The following is a 15,307-nucleotide window of genomic DNA, read 5'->3' on the forward strand; positions in this document are numbered from 1 at the left end:
CCCCGGGGCGCCGGGGTGCGGAGCGACCTGCCCCCGGCGGCCACCCCCGTGGCGCCGGATCGCGCGCCCGCGCCCCGCACCACCCCGCTGCGCCGGGGGCGCGCAACGCTTGCCCCGCCGCGCTCCCCTGCCGGGCCGGACCGCTACTCGCCCTTCTCCTCGGCGGCGGCTCCCGGCGGCGGCGGAGCCACGGGCCGCAGCTTCAGCCAGACCAGGAAGAACACCCCGAGGGCCAGCATCCCCAGCCCCGTCCAGAGGTTGATGTTGACCCCCTCCGCCTTGTCGATGTCCGCGTCGGACGCGGTGAGGCCCGCGATCGTGACGATCACGCCGTAGACGACGAACAGCCCGCCGATGAGCCGCCGGATGTCGAACAGCCGTGCGGCCGTGGCCGACTTGCCCTCCAGGTCGGTGACTTCCCGCTGGACGTCCTTCTCGGAGTAGAACTCGGACATGGTCTCTCCATCCTCCCGCGATCAGAACGAGAACGGGATGTAGCAGGCGGCGGCAAGGACGACGGCACCCCAGCCGAGCAGGGCCGGCTTGCGGTACCAGGCCTCGTCCCCGGGCGCGGGCGGTTCGGCCATGCCGGGCGAGCGGGTGCCGTACACCAGGCCCTGGAGCTCGTCGTCCGGCTTGGGCTTGGTGAACAGGGACACCGCGACCATCACGACCGCGCCCGCGACGAAGCCCGCGATCGCGGAGACGAAGTTGGCGCCCTGGTCGGACGGGATGCTGATGATGCCCTGCTTGTAGATGACGAAGTAGTTGACCATCGCGGCCGTGGTGCCGGCGATCAGGCCCCAGAAGCCCGACTTCATCGAGGCCCGCTTCCAGAACATGCCGATGATGAAGACGACGAACATCGGCACGTTGAAGAAGGAGAACAGCGTCTGGAGGTAGCTCATGATGTTCGAGAAGGACGACGCCAGGAACGCCGTCCCGATCGACACGAGCACGCCGATGGCGGTGATGAGCCGGCCGAAGCGGACGTAGTAGGTGTCGTCGCGGTGCTTGACCACGTACCTCGCCCAGATGTCGTTGGTGAACACCGTGTTGAAGGACGAGATGTTGGCCGCCATGCCCGCCATGAAGGCCGCCAGCAGACCGGTGACCGCGATGCCGAGCACACCGTTGGGCAGGAGCTGCTCCATGAGGTACGGGATGGCGTCGTTGTACTGGAGGTCCGAGTCGGGGGTGCCGATCTGCGGGACCAGGACGGCGGCGACCAGGCCCGGGATCATCACCAGGAAGACGATGAAGATCTTCGGGAACGCGGCGATGAGCGGGGTGCGCTGGGCCGCCGAGAGGTTCTTCGCGGACAGGGCGCGCTGCACCTCGGCGAAGTTGGTCGTCCAGTAGCCGAACGACAGCACGAAGCCGAGGCCGAGGACGATCGTCAGCCAGTTGGCGCCCAGCGGGTTGTCACTGCCGATGCCGGTGCCGCCCCAGGCGGTCATGAAGTCGTCGCCGCGGCTCTGCGTGAGCGAGTCCGACAGACCGTCCCAGCCGCCGACGCTCTTCAGGCCGAGCACCGTGATCGGGATGAGCGCGGCGAGGATCACGAAGAACTGCAGCACCTCGTTGTAGATGGCCGAGGACAGGCCGCCGAGGGTGATGTAGGCGAGGACGAAGAAGCCGGCGACCACGATCGCCACCCACTGCGGCCAGCCCAGCAGCGCCTCGACCACGATGGCCAGGGCGTAGAGGTTGACGCCGGCGATCAGGATGGCCGCGCAGGCGAACAGGATCGAGCTCAGCAGGTGCGCCGCCTTGTCGAAGCGCAGCAGCAGGAACTCGGGCACCGAACGGACCTTGGAGCCGTAGTAGAAGGGCATCATCACCAGGCCGAGGAAGACCATGGCCGGGATGGCGCCGATCCAGTACCAGTGGGTGGTGTAGACGCCGTACTGGGCGCTGTTGGCGGCCATGCCGAGGATCTCGGTGGCGCCCAGGTTGGCCGCGATGAACGCGAGGCCGGTGACCCAGGCGGGCAGGGACCGGCCCGACAGGAAGAAGTCGAGGCTGGTCTTGACCGAGCGGCGGGCGGCGAAACCGATGCCCAGGACGACGACGAAGTAGATACCGAGGATCGTGTAATCGAGCCAGTTGGTGGGGAGCCGTAGCTCCGCGGCCAGAGGGATGGGGGCCCGATATGTGGGGGTCTGCATAAGCCCTCGCTTCGTTGCGCGAACTGATCCGTGCGGAACCTATGCCTCCGCGTTCAGTAATTGAACACTTACGGTGATGCACTTTGTTGGATTGTGATGTTGACGGCCGGGGTGGGTTGTGTTTTGGTATGTTTGGTTTTGTTGGAACGGTAGCCAGCCTCGACAGTGAGCGGCTCGAACGAGGAGTCCGGCGTGAAGAAGACCTCGACCCGACTGGCCGACGGTCGCGAGCTCATCTACTACGACCTGCGTGACGACACCGTCCGCGGCGCGGTGGACCGCCGTCCGCTGGACCGCACCGTCACCACGTCCGAGATCCGCCGCGACCCCCTGCTCGGCGACTCCGTGGCGATCGCCTCGCACCGCCAGGGCCGCACCTACCACCCGCCGGCCGACGAGTGCCCCCTGTGCCCCTCCCAGGGCGACCGGCTGAGCGAGATCCCCGACTCCTCGTACGACGTGGCCGTCTTCGAGAATCGTTTCCCCTCCCTGGCCGGCGACTCCGGGCGCTGCGAGGTCGTCTGCTTCACCTCCGCGCACGACGCGTCCTTCGCCGACCTCACCGAGGAGCACGCGCGCCTGGTGCTGGAGGCGTGGACCGACCGGACGTCGGAGCTGTCGCATCTGCCCTCCGTCGAGCAGGTGTTCTGTTTCGAGAACCGGGGCGCGGAGATCGGCGTGACCCTCCAGCACCCGCACGGGCAGATCTACGCCTACCCCTTCACCACTCCCCGCACCTCCCTGATGCTGCGCCAGGTGGCCGCACACAAGGAGGCGACCGGCGGCGAGAACCTCTTCGACGCCGTCCTGGAGCGGGAGAGCGCCGAGGGGCGGGTCGTCCTGGAGGGTGAACACTGGCTGGCCTTCGTGCCGTACGCGGCGCACTGGCCGTACGAAGTCCACCTCTACCCTAGGCGCCGGGTGCCGGACCTGCTCGCGCTCGACGAGGCCGCGCGCACAGAGTTCCCCCAGGTCTATCTGGAACTGTTGAGGCGCTTCGACCGGATCTTCGGCGAGGGCGAGCCGCCGACGCCGTACATCGCGGCCTGGCACCAGGCCCCGTTCGGCGCGCTGGAGGAGTTCGACGGCGTGACGCGCGACGACTTCGCGCTGCACCTCGAGCTTTTCACCGTCCGCCGCACGTCCGGCAAGCTGAAGTACCTCGCGGGCTCCGAGTCCGGCATGAACGTGTTCATCAACGACGTGCCGCCGGAGCGCGCGGCCGAGCGACTGCGAGAGGTAGCGAGTTCATGAGCGGGAAGTACCTGGTCACCGGGGGCGCGGGGTACGTCGGCAGCGTGGTCGCCCAGCACCTGCTGGAGGCGGGGCACGAGGTCGTCGTCCTCGACAACCTCTCCACGGGCTTCCGCGAGGGCGTCCCGGCCGGAGCGGCCTTCGTCGAGGGCGACATCCGCGACGCCGCCAAGTGGCTGGACCCCTCCTTCGACGGCGTCCTGCACTTCGCCGCGTCCTCGCAGGTCGGCGAGTCGGTGGTGAAGCCGGAGAAGTACTGGGACAACAACGTCGGCGGCACCATGGCCCTGCTGGACGCCATGCGCGGCGCCGGCGTCCGCACCCTGGTCTTCTCCTCCACGGCGGCCACCTACGGCGAGCCGGAGCAGGTCCCGATCACCGAGTCGGCGCCGACCTCCCCGACCAACCCCTACGGCGCCTCCAAGCTCGCCGTCGACCACATGATCACCGGCGAGGCGGCCGCCCACGGCCTCGGTGCGGTCTCGCTGCGCTACTTCAACGTGGCGGGCGCGTACGGCGCGTACGGCGAGCGCCACGACCCCGAGTCGCACCTCATCCCGCTGGTGCTCCAGGTCGCCCGGGGCAGGCGCGAGGCGATCTCCGTCTACGGCGACGACTACCCCACGCCCGACGGCACCTGCGTGCGCGACTACATCCACGTCGCGGACCTCGCCGAGGCCCACCTGCTCGCCCTGGGGGCCGCCACCCCCGGCGAGCACCTGATCTGCAACCTCGGCAACGGCAACGGCTTCTCCGTCCGCGAGGTCATCGAGACGGTCCGCCGCGTCACCGGCCACCCGATCCCCGAGATCGTGGCACCCCGCCGGGGCGGCGACCCGGCGGTCCTGGTGGCGTCCGCCGCCAGGGCCCGCGAGAAGCTGGGCTGGAACCCGTCCCGCGCGGACCTCGCGGGAATCGTCGCCGACGCGTGGGACTTCGCGCGGCGGCACGGCAACTAGAACGTACGGAAGGGTCAGGGGTCAGGGCATGAGCGAGGCTGTTGCCGAGACGGTCGCCGAGCGGTTCGCGGAGCTGTACGGGGCCGCGCCGGACGGGGTGTGGGCGGCACCGGGCCGCGTCAACCTCATCGGCGAGCACACCGACTACAACGACGGCTTCGTCATGCCGTTCGCCCTGCCGCACACCGCGGTCGCGGCGGTGGCGCGGCGCGCGGACGGCGTGCTGCGCCTGCACTCGGCCGACGTCGAGGGCGGCGTCACCGAACTGCGCCTGGACGACCTGGCCCCCGAGTCGGACCGGACCTGGACGGCGTACCCGGCGGGCGTGGTGTGGGCGCTGCGCGAGGCCGGCCACCCGGTGACCGGCGCCGACGTCCACCTGGCGTCCACCGTCCCGGCGGGCGCGGGCCTGTCCTCGTCGGCCGCCCTGGAGGTCGTGGTGGCCCTCGCGCTGAACGACCTGTTCGCGCTCGGCCTGCGCGGCTGGCAGCTGGCCCGCCTGTGCCAGCGCGCCGAGAACGTCTACGTCGGCGCCCCCGTCGGCATCATGGACCAGACGGCGTCCGCCTGCTGCGAGGCCGGCCACGCCCTCTTCCTCGACACCCGCGACCTGTCCCAGCGGCAGATCCCCTTCGACCTGGCGGCCGAGGGCATGCGCCTGCTGGTCGTGGACACGCAGGTCAAGCACTCCCACAGCGAGGGCGAGTACGGCAAGCGCCGCGCCGGCTGCGAGAAGGGCGCGGCCCTGCTCGGCGTCGACGCCCTGCGCGACGTGCCGTACGAGGAACTGGACGCGGCCCTGGAGCGCCTCGGCGACGAGGAGGAGGTCCGCCGCCTGGTGCGCCACGTCGTGACGGAGGACCGGCGCGTGGAGCAGGTGGTGGCCCTGCTGGAGTCGGGCGACACCCGCGCGATCGGCCCGCTGCTGGTCGAGGGCCACGCCTCGCTGCGCGACGACTTCCGCGTCTCCTGCCCGGAGCTGGACCTGGTCGTCGACACCGCCCTGTCGGCCGGCGCGCTGGGCGCCCGCATGACCGGCGGCGGCTTCGGCGGCTCGGCGATCGTCCTGGCGGAGGAGTCCGGCGTGGAGCCGATCACCAAGGCGGTGCAGGAGGCCTTCGCCGCCCGCGGCTTCACGGCCCCCCGGGTGTTCGAGGCGGTGCCTTCGGCGGGGGCGCGGCGCGTCAGCTGAGCCGCTTCACCAACGTGAACTCCGTGATCCCCGGCGGGTAGTCGGGGACCACGCCCACCACCTCGTACCCCTGCCTGCGGTAGAACCCCGGCGCCTGGAAGTCCCAGGTCTCCAGGCGCGCCGAGCGGCAGCCCCGGCCCGCGGCGGCGACGCGCTCCGCCTCCGCCAGCAGACGCGTCCCCAGGCCCGCCCCCCGGTGCGGTGCGGCCACCCACAGGTAGGTGATGTGCAGCCAGGTCGCCCAGGTGTGGCCGACCAGGCCGCCGGCCAGGTCGTCCGACGCGTCCATCGCCCAGACGTGGAGCGGAACCTCCCGCTCGCCCGGGGTGCCGCGCAGCGCGGAGAGCACGGGCGAGGCGGCCGTGTTCGTGTCGCGCAGCCGCGCGCGGAGCAGATCACGTCGGGCTCTGTCGACTTCTGTCTCAAGGCGAAACATGCGGCTCACCATAAACGCGCCGGGCAGTCAGTTCTGCAAATAACCTTCCGCTCCCGCCCCCCGTCCGTACCCTGATGAACAGCACCGGTGGGGGCCGGTGCTGTTCATCAGGGGGCGAGACGGCCGGGTACGGCGCCCGGAGCGGGGGTAGCGGTTCCTGCACGGCGGCGGCCGTGCGGCCGCGGCGCCCCGGCCAGGTGGCGGCGAGGACGAACGGCGCGGCAGGCCTGGGCACTCCGGCGTCGTACCCGCGCCGGTGCTGTCCTCCGACGACGGTGTATCCCCGGCTCTCCGAGAGCGTGGGGAAGGGGGTTTCGTGGTTCGTATCCGAGTCCTGGTCGTCGACGACCATCGCATCTTCGCCGAGTCGCTCGCCGCGGCGCTGGCCGCCGAGCCCGACGTGGACGTGTCCGCGGCCGGCAGCGGCCCGGCGGCGCTGCGCAGCCTGGAGCGGGCGGCCGCCGAGGGGCGGCGGTTCGACGTGCTGCTCGTCGACGCCGATCTGGGGGGCAACGTGCCGGGCGTCCGGCCCGCCGTGCCGGTGCAGGACGGCAACGCCGACGGACTCGTCGACGGGATCTCCCTCGTCGCCGGCGTGCGCACCGCGCAGCCGCACGTGCGCACGGTCGTGCTCGCCGAGAAGGACGATCCGCGCCGGGCCGCGCTCGCCCTGCAGGCCGGCGCCTCCGGGTGGGTGGCCAAGGACTGCTCGCTGTCCCGGCTGCTCACGGTCATCCGGGGGGTGCTGCGCGACGAGACCCACCTGCCGCCCGCCCTGCTGACGGGCGTGCTGCGCGAGCTGACCGCGGCCCGCAAGCACCGCACCGAGAGCGAGCGGCTGGTGGAGTCGCTCACCCCGCGGGAGCGCGAGGTGCTGCGCTGCATGGTCGCCGGGCTGGGCAGGAAGGCCGTCGCGGAGCGGCTGTACCTGTCCCCGCACACCGTGCGCACCCACATGCAGAACGTGCTCGGCAAGCTGGGCGTGCACTCCACCCTCGCCGCCGTCGCGCTCGCCCGGCGGGCCGGTGTCGGGCCGGCGGACCTAGCCGGGGATGTTGTCGAACGGGGCGGTCAGCTGGCGTAGCAGGGCGGCCAGCTCGCCGCGCTGGGCGCGGGAGAGCTCGGCGAGGATCGCCCGCTCCTGGTCCAGCAGGCCCGCCAGCGCCTGGTCCGCGCGGTCCCGGCCGTCTTCCGTGAGCCGGACCAGCACGCCCCGCCGATCACTGGGGTCGGGCAGGCGCTCCACCAGGCCCTTCTTGGCCAGGCGGTCGATGCGGTTGGTCATGGTGCCCGACGTGACCAGGGTCTGGGTCAGCAACTGCCCGGGCGAGAGCTGGTAGGGGGAGCCCGCGCGGCGCAGCGCGGTCAGGACGTCGAACTCCCACGGCTCCAGGCCGTGCTCGGCGAAGGCCAGCCGGCGCGCGCGGTCCAGGTGCCGGGCGAGCCTGCTCACCCGGCTGAGGACCTCGAGCGGTTCCACGTCGAGGTCAGGGCGCTCCCGGCGCCACGCTGCGACCAGCCGATCGACCTCGTCCTCCATGGCGATCAGTGTAGTGGTTGTGTCGACATGAAGTCTCTTGATGTTGAGTCTCTTGGCATCAAGATAAAAAGGTGGTCACGCTGGGTACCCGGGCCGACCACGGCCACCGGTCCCCCAGGAGCGTCATGTCCTCAGCCACCCCCACCTGGGACCCCGCCCAGTACCTGCGCCACGCCGGCCACCGCGCCCGGCCCTTCCTCGACCTGCTCGCCCGCGTCCCCCGCCTCCCGGGGGACCCGCCCCGCATCGCCGACCTCGGCTGCGGCCCCGGCAACGCCACCGCCCTGCTCGCCGGGCGCTGGCCCACCGCCCGCATCACCGGCTACGACAACTCGCCGCAGATGCTCGACCGGGCCCACGTCGAGCACGAGGGCCCCACGCCCGGCGGCGGCCGCCTCGACTTCGCCCACGCCGACGCCCGCACCTGGACGCCCGCGGAGACCTGCGACCTGATCGTCAGCAACGCCACCCTGCAGTGGGTCCCGGGACACGCCGGCCGCTTCCCCGACTGGATCGCCGCGCTGGCCCCCGGCGGCACCCTCGCCTTCCAGGTCCCGGGGAACTTCGACGCCCCCAGCCACCGGCTCATGCGCGACCTGGCCGGCTCCCCGCGCTGGCGCGGCCGCCTCGCCGGCACCCTGCGCCACGACGACGCCGTCCTCACCCCCGAGGCCTACCTGGAGCACCTGACCGCCCTCGGCTGCGCCGCCGACGTGTGGGAGACGACGTACGTGCACCTGCTGCAGGGGGAGGACCCGGTGCTGGACTGGGTGACGGGGACCGGGCTGCGGCCCGTCCTGGCCGCCCTGGCCGACGAGCCGGACGCGCGGGAGGCGTTCGTCGCCGAGTACCGGGACGCCCTGCGCGAGGCCTACCCGGCCCGGCCGCACGGCACCGCGTTCCCGTTCCGCCGGGTGTTCGCCGTGGCCCGCCGGGAGCGGTGACCGCCGGCCCGGTCAGCTCTTGCGGTGCCCGATCAGCCGCGGCTTCTGCTCCAGGCCGTCCAGCCCGTGCCACGCCAGGTTCACCAGGTGCGCGGCGACCTCCGCCTTCTTCGGGCGGCGCACGTCCAGCCACCACTGGCCGGTCAGGGCGACCATGCCGACCAGGGCCTGCGCGTACAGCGGGGCCAGCTTCGGGTCGAAGCCGCGGGACTTGAACTCGCGGCCCAGGATGTCCTCCACCTGGGTGGCGATGTCCGAGATGAGCGAGGCGAAGGTCCCCGTCGACTGGGGGATGGGGGAGTCACGGACCAGGATCCGGAAACCGTCCGTGTACTCCTCGATGTAGTCCAGCAGCGCGAACGCGGCCTGCTCGCACAGCTCGCGGGGGTGGCCGGCGGTCAGCGAGCTGGTCACCATGTCCAGCAGACGCCGCATCTCGCGGTCCACCACCACCGCGTACAGCCCCTCCTTGCCGCCGAAGTGCTCGTAGACCACCGGCTTGGACACCCCGGCCTTCGCCGCGATCTCCTCCACCGAGGTGCCCTCGAACCCCTTCGCGGCGAAGAGGGTGCGACCGATCTCCAGCAGCTGCTGGCGGCGCTCCGCACCGGTCATCCGGGTCCGCCGTGCGCGCCGCGGCTTGTCATTGCTGGGAGTGCTGCTCGAGTCGGTCGCCACGCCGACCATCATGCCGCCTCGACGGGTTCCTTCCCCTGCCGGGAGCGGCCTTCGGTGGTGTTCCGGCGCGAATCGATACGCGAGCGTGACGGCCAGCGCACGTCGTACGCCCAGCCGAGCACCTCGAACCAGCGGATGAGGCGGGCGGAGGAGTCCAGCTGGCCGCGCATCACCCCGTGCCGCGCGGAGGTCGGGTCGGCGTGGTGCAGGTTGTGCCAGGACTCGCCGCAGGACAGGATCGCCAGCCACCACACGTTGCCCGACCGGTCGCGCGACTTGAACGGGCGCTTGCCGACCGCGTGGCAGATCGAGTTGATCGACCAGGTCACGTGGTGCAGCAGCGCCACCCGGACGAGCGACCCCCAGAAGAACGCCGTGAACGCGCCCCACCAGGACATCGTCACCAGACCGCCGATCAGCGCCGGCAGCCCCAGCGACACGATCGTCCACAGCACGAACTGCCGGGAGATCGCCCGCAGCGTCCGGTCCTTGATCAGGTCCGGGGCGTACTTGTCCTGCGGGGTCTGCTCCTCGTCGAACATCCAGCCGATGTGCGCCCACCACAGGCCCTTGATCAGCGCCGGGACCGTCTCGCCGTACCGCCACGGGGAGTGCGGGTCGCCCTCCGCGTCGGAGAACTTGTGGTGCTTGCGGTGGTCGGCGACCCAGCGGACCAGCGGCCCCTCGACCGCCATCGACCCCGCGATGGCCAGCGCGATCTTCAGCGGGCGCTTGGCCTTGAACGAACCGTGCGTGAAGTGGCGGTGGAAGCCGATGGTGATGCCGTGGCAGCCCAGGAAGTAGAAGAAGACCAGCAGCCCGAGGTCCAGCCAGCTCACCCCCCAGCCCCACGCCAGCGGCACCGCGGCCAGCAGCGCCACGAACGGAACGATGATGAAGAGAAGAAGGGTGATCTGCTCGACGGAGCGCTTCCGCTCCCCGCCCAGCGTGGCGGAGGCTACGTCGTCACCGGTCCGGCCGGGCGTCTTCGGCGCTTCGTCGATCACATCGGAACTACTGGTCATACGCGTCCCCTGTGGGGTTTTGTGGATTGAGGCGATACCGGGCCGCCGGAGCCGAACAGCACTTCCTACGGTTCCGTAACCTACGGCTCCGTAAGTATGGCAGCGCGTCGGGCCCCGGCAAGAGCCCGTGAGCCTGCGCGTCACGGCCGACACCTATCCTTGTGTCGGTCGGACAGCGCGGTCCGCTCTGAAGTTTTCCCGGATGTCCGATCCGTAAGCGGCTCCCGCCGCGCGAGAGGCCGTCCGGGTTCCCCTCCCAGACGAGCTTCAACACTGCAAGGAGCCGCACCTGTGAGCAGTGCCGACGACCAGACCACGACCAGCAGCGAGCTGCGCGCCGACATCCGCAGGCTGGGCGATCTCCTCGGTGAGACCCTCGTCCGCCAGGAGGGCCCCGAGCTGCTCGAACTCGTCGAGAAGGTACGCCGCCTCACCCGAGAGGACGGCGAGGCCGCCGCCGAGCTGCTGCGCGGCACCGAACTGGAGACCGCGGCCAAGCTGGTCCGCGCCTTCTCCACCTACTTCCACCTGGCCAACGTCACCGAGCAGGTGCACCGCGGCCGCGAACTGCGCGCCAAGCGCGCCGCCGAGGGCGGCCTGCTCGCCCGCACCGCCGACCGGCTCAAGGACGCCGACCCCGAGCACCTGCGCGAGACGGTCCGCAACCTCAACGTCCGCCCGGTGTTCACGGCCCACCCCACCGAGGCCGCGCGCCGGTCGGTCCTCAACAAGCTCCGGCGCATCGCCGCGCTCCTGGAGACCCCGGTCATCGCCTCCGACCGGCGCCGCCTCGACACCCGGCTGGCCGAGAACATCGACCTCGTCTGGCAGACCGACGAGCTGCGCGTGGTGCGCCCCGAGCCCGCCGACGAGGCCCGCAACGCCATCTACTACCTCGACGAACTGCACGCCGGTGCCGTCGGCGACGTCCTGGAGGACCTCACCGCCGAACTGGAGCGCGTCGGCGTCAAGCTCCCCGACGACACCCGCCCCCTGACCTTCGGCACCTGGATCGGCGGCGACCGCGACGGCAACCCCAACGTCACCCCCCAGGTCACCTGGGACATCCTGATCCTCCAGCACGAGCACGGCATCAACGACGCGCTGGAGACCATCGACGAGCTGCGCGGCTTCCTGTCCAACTCCATCCGCTACGCCGGCGCCACCGAGGACCTGCTGACCTCCCTCCGGGCCGACCTGGAGAACCTCCCCGAGATCAGCCCCCGCTACAAGCGCCTCAACGCCGAGGAGCCCTACCGGCTCAAGGCCACCTGCATCCGGCAGAAGCTGGAGAACACCAAGCAGCGCCTCGCCAAGGGCACCCCCCACGAGCCCGGCCGGGACTACCTCGGCACCGGCCAGCTGCTGGAGGACCTGCGCATCATCCAGGCCTCGCTGCGCGAGCACCGCGGCGGCCTGTTCGCCGACGGCCGCCTCTCCCGCACCATCCGCACCCTGGCCGCCTTCGGCCTCCAGCTCGCCACCATGGACGTCCGCGAACACGCCGACGCCCACCACCACGCCCTCGGCCAGCTCTTCGACCGCCTCGGCGAGGAGTCCTGGCGCTACGCCGACATGCCCCGCGAGTACCGCGCCAAGCTGCTCGCCAAGGAGCTCCGCTCCCGGCGTCCGCTCGCCCCGACCCCCGCCCCCGTCGACGCGGCCGGCGAGAAGACCCTCGGCGTCTTCCAGACCGTCAAGCGGGCCCTGGAGGTCTTCGGACCCGAGGTCATCGAGTCGTACATCATCTCCATGTGCCAGGGCGCCGACGACGTCTTCGCCGCCGCCGTCCTCGCCCGCGAGGCCGGCCTGATCGACCTGCACGCCGGCTGGGCGAAGATCGGCATCGTGCCGCTGCTGGAGACCACCGACGAGCTGAAGGCCGCCGACACCATCCTGGAGGACATGCTCTCCGACCCGTCCTACCGGCGCCTGGTCGCGCTGCGGGGCGACGTCCAGGAGGTCATGCTCGGCTACTCCGACTCCTCCAAGTTCGGCGGCATCACCACCAGCCAGTGGGAGATCCACCGCGCCCAGCGCCGCCTGCGCGACGTCGCCCACCGCTACGGCGTCCGGCTGCGCCTCTTCCACGGCCGCGGCGGCACCGTCGGCCGCGGCGGCGGCCCCACCCACGACGCCATCCTCGCCCAGCCCTGGGGCACCCTGGAGGGCGAGATCAAGGTGACCGAGCAGGGCGAGGTCATCTCCGACAAGTACCTCATCCCCTCCCTGGCCAGGGAGAACCTGGAGCTGACGGTCGCCGCCACCCTCCAGGCCTCCGCCCTGCACACCGCACCCCGCCAGTCCACCGAGGCCCTCGCCCGCTGGGACGCCGCCATGGACGTCGTCTCCGACGCCGCCCACGCCGCCTACCGCCGCCTCGTCGAGGACCCCGACCTGCCGACGTACTTCCTCGCGTCGACGCCGGTGGACCAGCTCGCCGACCTGCACCTGGGCTCCCGGCCCTCCCGCCGCCCCGGCTCCGGCGTCTCGCTGGACGGCCTGCGCGCCATCCCCTGGGTGTTCGGCTGGACCCAGTCCCGGCAGATCGTCCCCGGCTGGTTCGGCGTCGGCTCCGGCCTGAAGGCCCTGCGCGAGGCCGGCCTGGACACCGTGCTCGACGAGATGCACCAGCAGTGGCACTTCTTCCGCAACTTCATCTCCAACGTCGAGATGACCCTGGCCAAGACCGACCTGCGGATCGCCCAGCACTACGTCGACACCCTCGTGCCGGACGAGCTCAAGCACGTCTTCGACACCATCAAGGCCGAACACGAACTCACCGTCACCGAAGTCCTGCGCGTCACCGGCGAGGACGAACTGCTGGACGCCCAGCCGGTCCTGAAGCAGACCTTCGCCATCCGCGACGCCTACCTCGACCCGATCTCCTACCTCCAGGTCGCCCTGCTCAAGCGCCAGCGCGACGCGGTCGCCGCCGGCCGGGAAGCCGACCCGCTGCTCGCCCGCGCCCTGCTGCTGACCGTCAACGGCGTCGCCGCGGGCCTGCGCAACACCGGCTGACCCGCCCGCCGCAGAAGGGGTGTGCCCCCGGGCCCGTACGGACCCGGGGGCACACCCCTGTGCGCGTCACCTCAGCTCCGGCCGGCCCCGCGGCGCCGGGCCACCAGCCAGCCGCCCGCCGCCAGCAGCGCCGCGGCGGCACCCGACAGCAGACCCACCGGCACCCCGCTGCCCGTCTCCGCGAGGTCGCCCTCCGCGGCGCCCCGCGGGGACGGCGACGCGGCCGTGCCCCCGCCCGCGGACGACCCCGGGGACACCGACGCCCCCGGAGCGCCCGACGGAGCGGCCGGCGCCGACACCGACGCCGACACCGACGGCGAAGCCGAACCGGACGGCACCGCGCCGCCGCCCTCCTGCTCCCCGTCCTCGCACTCCGACCAGAACACCTTGTGCTTGGCCGCGCCCTTCTCGCCCTCGAACGTCCAGAACAGCTTGTAGTGCCCGTCCGGCAGCGACAGGTCCGCCGTCCGGCCGTGCCCCTCGCCGTCCAGCGTCAGCGCGCCCGACTCCACCGTCTCGCCCTTGTTCGCGCTCGGCGCGACCGCCTCGATGCGCCAGTCCACCCGCTGACCGCCGTCGAACCCGAACGCGTCCAGGTAGAACGCGCACACGTGCGGCTCGTTGCGGCGCAGCTCCTCGTCGGTCGCGGCGTCGTGGATCTTCACCGTCCCGTTGTCACCGGGAACCGTGGCACGGGCGGCCGGAGCGAACACGAGGGCCGCGGAAGCGACGGCGCAGACAGCACCGGCGCGGGAGAGAGTACGCATGAGGCAGACGTCCATCTTCGAGACGGGAACGGGAAGACGTGGAGGGGGCGGCTCAGCATCCAGCCCCGCCCGGCGGCCTGTCCATCACGAACCGGCCACACTCGGACCCTCCACAGACGTGGAGAACGCGCCAATCCCTCAGATGGTCACGAACGCCGCCGTCAGCAGCGCCAGCCCGGCCCCCGCCAGCACCCACGCGGCCCGTGTCCGCGCCAGCCCGCCCGCCACCACGACCGACGCCAGCAGCAGCGCCCCGCCCAGCGGCACCCACGCGTACAGCACCCCGGCGGGCCCCGACCGGACCACCTCGTCACCGCCCGGCTTCACCACGACCGTGTACGTCCGGTCCTCCGCCACCGCCACCGAGTCCTCGATGACGACCCTCGGCCGGGGCTGCGACCCCGCCGACAGCGGCGCGTACGGCCCCGAACAGGTCCCCGCACGGCACCGGGTCACCTCGATCGTGCCGCGCTCCCGGCCCTTGGTCAGCATCACGTGCTGCGCCGTCCCCCACGACGCCCACACCCCCGCGACCAGGATCAGCACCGCGACCGCCCCCATCGCCAGCAGCCGCCCCCAGCGCAGCGCGGCGGACGGGGCCCGGCGGGAGGAGACGGCGGAGGCAGGCATGGCCGGGATCATTGGCCATACCTGCACGGCCGGTCAACTCCGGTGGGGGACAAGTCAGCAGTTGTCCACCCCCGTCCCCCGGCTCAGGAGTTGTACGTCCCCTGCGCCCGCTCCAGCCCGTCGATCACCAGGCACTCCACCGCGTCCGCCGCCCGGTCCACGAACCAGTCCAGCTCCTTGCGCTCCGCCGACCCGAAGTCCTTCAGCACGAAATCCGCCACCGGCATCCGCCCCGGCGGCCGGCCGATCCCGAACCGCACCCGGTGGTAGTCCGACCCCATCGCCTTCGTGATCGACTTCAGCCCGTTGTGACCGTTGTCCCCGCCGCCCAGCTTCAGCCGCAGCGTCCCGTAGTCGATGTCCAGCTCGTCGTGCACCGCCACCACATGCGCCACCGGCACCTTGTAGAAGTCCCGCAGCGCGTTCACCGGCCCGCCCGACAGGTTCATGTACGACATCGGCTTCGCCAGCACCACCCGCCGGCTCCCCGGCCCGGGCGGCCCGATCCGCCCCTCGACCACCTGTGCCTGCGCCTTCCCGGCCCGCTTGAACCTCCCCCCGATCCGCTCCGCCAGCAGATCGGCCACCATGAACCCCACGTTGTGCCGGTTCATCGCGTACTCGGGCCCCGGATTGCCGAGCCCCACGATCAGCCAGGGGGCGCCCGCGTCGGTCGTCACGTCCATGTCT

The 15,307-nt window shown here is 71.8% G+C and carries 15 protein-coding genes; 6 read left to right on the forward strand and 9 right to left on the reverse strand.

All coding sequences use genetic code 11. The features are described from left to right. Positions 1 to 143: 143 nt before the first annotated feature. Positions 144 to 455 carry a hypothetical protein gene (locus ACIF8T_RS13695; protein WP_400034479.1) on the reverse strand — a complete coding sequence of 104 codons (312 nt, stop codon included), beginning with the start codon at positions 453 to 455 and terminating at the stop codon, positions 144 to 146. 21 nt (positions 456 to 476) lie between these two features. Beyond that, positions 477 to 2,171 (reverse strand): sodium:solute symporter family protein, encoded by a 1,695-nt coding sequence (locus ACIF8T_RS13700; RefSeq protein WP_400034481.1) that lies wholly within the window; start codon positions 2,169 to 2,171, stop codon positions 477 to 479. A gap of 192 nt (positions 2,172 to 2,363) precedes the next feature. Between ACIF8T_RS13700 and galT the strand changes: the two genes are divergently transcribed. Genes galT through galK form a run of 3 tightly spaced genes read left to right on the forward strand, consistent with a single transcriptional unit; the run spans position 2,364 to position 5,576 of the window. Beyond that, complete coding sequence (gene galT / locus ACIF8T_RS13705) at positions 2,364 to 3,425, forward strand: galactose-1-phosphate uridylyltransferase (protein WP_400034483.1); 1,062 nt, start codon at positions 2,364 to 2,366, stop codon at positions 3,423 to 3,425. Continuing rightward, positions 3,422 to 4,384, forward strand: coding sequence for a UDP-glucose 4-epimerase GalE (gene galE / locus ACIF8T_RS13710; protein ID WP_400034485.1), 963 nt, complete (start codon positions 3,422 to 3,424; stop codon positions 4,382 to 4,384). Before galT ends, galE begins: the two co-directional genes overlap by 4 nt. Before the next feature lie 28 nt (positions 4,385 to 4,412). Next, complete coding sequence (galK, locus tag ACIF8T_RS13715; RefSeq protein WP_400034487.1) at positions 4,413 to 5,576, forward strand: galactokinase; 1,164 nt, start codon at positions 4,413 to 4,415, stop codon at positions 5,574 to 5,576. Here galK and ACIF8T_RS13720 read toward each other — a convergent pair. Then, complete coding sequence (locus tag ACIF8T_RS13720) at positions 5,569 to 6,024, reverse strand: GNAT family N-acetyltransferase (protein ID WP_400034489.1); 456 nt, start codon at positions 6,022 to 6,024, stop codon at positions 5,569 to 5,571. The genes galK and ACIF8T_RS13720 overlap by 8 nt on opposite strands. Before the next feature lie 304 nt (positions 6,025 to 6,328). Here ACIF8T_RS13720 and ACIF8T_RS13725 point away from each other — a divergent pair, with 304 nt between their 5' ends. Beyond that, a complete protein-coding gene (locus tag ACIF8T_RS13725) occupies positions 6,329 to 7,096 on the forward strand; it encodes a LuxR C-terminal-related transcriptional regulator (protein WP_400034491.1) in 768 nt (255 codons plus the stop codon). Here the strand turns inward: ACIF8T_RS13725 and tamR are convergent. Next, a complete protein-coding gene (gene tamR / locus ACIF8T_RS13730; RefSeq protein ID WP_400034493.1) occupies positions 7,055 to 7,552 on the reverse strand; it encodes a MarR family transcriptional regulator TamR in 498 nt (165 codons plus the stop codon). The genes ACIF8T_RS13725 and tamR overlap by 42 nt on opposite strands. Positions 7,553 to 7,677: 125 nt before the next feature. Between tamR and ACIF8T_RS13735 the strand changes: the two genes are divergently transcribed. Further along, the gene (locus ACIF8T_RS13735; RefSeq protein ID WP_400034495.1) at positions 7,678 to 8,496 is read left to right on the forward strand and encodes a trans-aconitate 2-methyltransferase; all 819 of its coding nucleotides are present in this window, start codon (positions 7,678 to 7,680) and stop codon (positions 8,494 to 8,496) included. Between the two features lie 12 nt (positions 8,497 to 8,508). Here the strand turns inward: ACIF8T_RS13735 and ACIF8T_RS13740 are convergent, their stop codons facing one another. Together ACIF8T_RS13740 and ACIF8T_RS13745 are read right to left on the reverse strand one after the other, a co-directional pair. After that, positions 8,509 to 9,186, reverse strand: a complete 678-nt coding sequence (locus tag ACIF8T_RS13740) for a TetR family transcriptional regulator (protein WP_400034497.1) — start codon at positions 9,184 to 9,186, stop codon at positions 8,509 to 8,511. Continuing rightward, positions 9,183 to 10,199 carry an acyl-CoA desaturase gene (locus tag ACIF8T_RS13745; protein WP_400034499.1) on the reverse strand — a complete coding sequence of 339 codons (1,017 nt, stop codon included), beginning with the start codon at positions 10,197 to 10,199 and terminating at the stop codon, positions 9,183 to 9,185. The genes ACIF8T_RS13740 and ACIF8T_RS13745 overlap by 4 nt, the downstream gene beginning before the upstream one ends. Positions 10,200 to 10,490: 291 nt before the next feature. On the opposite strand from ACIF8T_RS13745, the gene ppc reads away from it, so the two are divergent. Further along, positions 10,491 to 13,220 (forward strand): phosphoenolpyruvate carboxylase, encoded by a 2,730-nt coding sequence (gene ppc, locus ACIF8T_RS13750; protein ID WP_400034501.1) that lies wholly within the window; start codon positions 10,491 to 10,493, stop codon positions 13,218 to 13,220. A 71-nt stretch (positions 13,221 to 13,291) separates the two neighbouring features. Here the strand turns inward: ppc and ACIF8T_RS13755 are convergent, their stop codons facing one another. The 3 genes from ACIF8T_RS13755 to pth form a co-directional block, all read right to left on the reverse strand. Beyond that, positions 13,292 to 13,987 carry an LPXTG cell wall anchor domain-containing protein gene (locus ACIF8T_RS13755; protein WP_400034503.1) on the reverse strand — a complete coding sequence of 232 codons (696 nt, stop codon included), beginning with the start codon at positions 13,985 to 13,987 and terminating at the stop codon, positions 13,292 to 13,294. 138 nt (positions 13,988 to 14,125) lie between these two features. Continuing rightward, complete coding sequence (locus tag ACIF8T_RS13760; RefSeq protein WP_400034505.1) at positions 14,126 to 14,617, reverse strand: hypothetical protein; 492 nt, start codon at positions 14,615 to 14,617, stop codon at positions 14,126 to 14,128. Positions 14,618 to 14,700: 83 nt separating this feature from the next. Next, positions 14,701 to 15,303: an aminoacyl-tRNA hydrolase gene (gene pth / locus ACIF8T_RS13765; RefSeq protein WP_400034507.1), complete on the reverse strand. Its 603-nt coding sequence runs from the start codon at positions 15,301 to 15,303 to the stop codon at positions 14,701 to 14,703. Positions 15,304 to 15,307 lie beyond the last annotated feature (4 nt).

The sequence above is a fragment of the Streptomyces sp. NPDC085946 genome (assembly GCF_044540485.1).
Lineage (GTDB): Bacteria > Actinomycetota > Actinomycetes > Streptomycetales > Streptomycetaceae > Streptomyces.

Coding starts and splice junctions, on each gene's coding strand:
- galK (WP_400034487.1), top strand. CDS start 4,413: ATGAGCGAGGCTGTTGCCGAGACGGTCGCCGAGCGGTTCGCGGAGCTG.
- ACIF8T_RS13760 (WP_400034505.1), bottom strand. CDS start 14,617: ATGCCTGCCTCCGCCGTCTCCTCCCGCCGGGCCCCGTCCGCCGCGCTG.
- galE (WP_400034485.1), top strand. CDS start 3,422: ATGAGCGGGAAGTACCTGGTCACCGGGGGCGCGGGGTACGTCGGCAGC.
- ACIF8T_RS13735 (WP_400034495.1), top strand. CDS start 7,678: ATGTCCTCAGCCACCCCCACCTGGGACCCCGCCCAGTACCTGCGCCAC.
- tamR (WP_400034493.1), bottom strand. CDS start 7,552: ATGGAGGACGAGGTCGATCGGCTGGTCGCAGCGTGGCGCCGGGAGCGC.
- ACIF8T_RS13720 (WP_400034489.1), bottom strand. CDS start 6,024: ATGGTGAGCCGCATGTTTCGCCTTGAGACAGAAGTCGACAGAGCCCGA.
- ACIF8T_RS13695 (WP_400034479.1), bottom strand. CDS start 455: ATGTCCGAGTTCTACTCCGAGAAGGACGTCCAGCGGGAAGTCACCGAC.
- ACIF8T_RS13700 (WP_400034481.1), bottom strand. CDS start 2,171: ATGCAGACCCCCACATATCGGGCCCCCATCCCTCTGGCCGCGGAGCTA.
- pth (WP_400034507.1), bottom strand. CDS start 15,303: ATGGACGTGACGACCGACGCGGGCGCCCCCTGGCTGATCGTGGGGCTC.
- ACIF8T_RS13740 (WP_400034497.1), bottom strand. CDS start 9,186: ATGATGGTCGGCGTGGCGACCGACTCGAGCAGCACTCCCAGCAATGAC.
- ACIF8T_RS13745 (WP_400034499.1), bottom strand. CDS start 10,199: ATGACCAGTAGTTCCGATGTGATCGACGAAGCGCCGAAGACGCCCGGC.
- ACIF8T_RS13755 (WP_400034503.1), bottom strand. CDS start 13,987: ATGCGTACTCTCTCCCGCGCCGGTGCTGTCTGCGCCGTCGCTTCCGCG.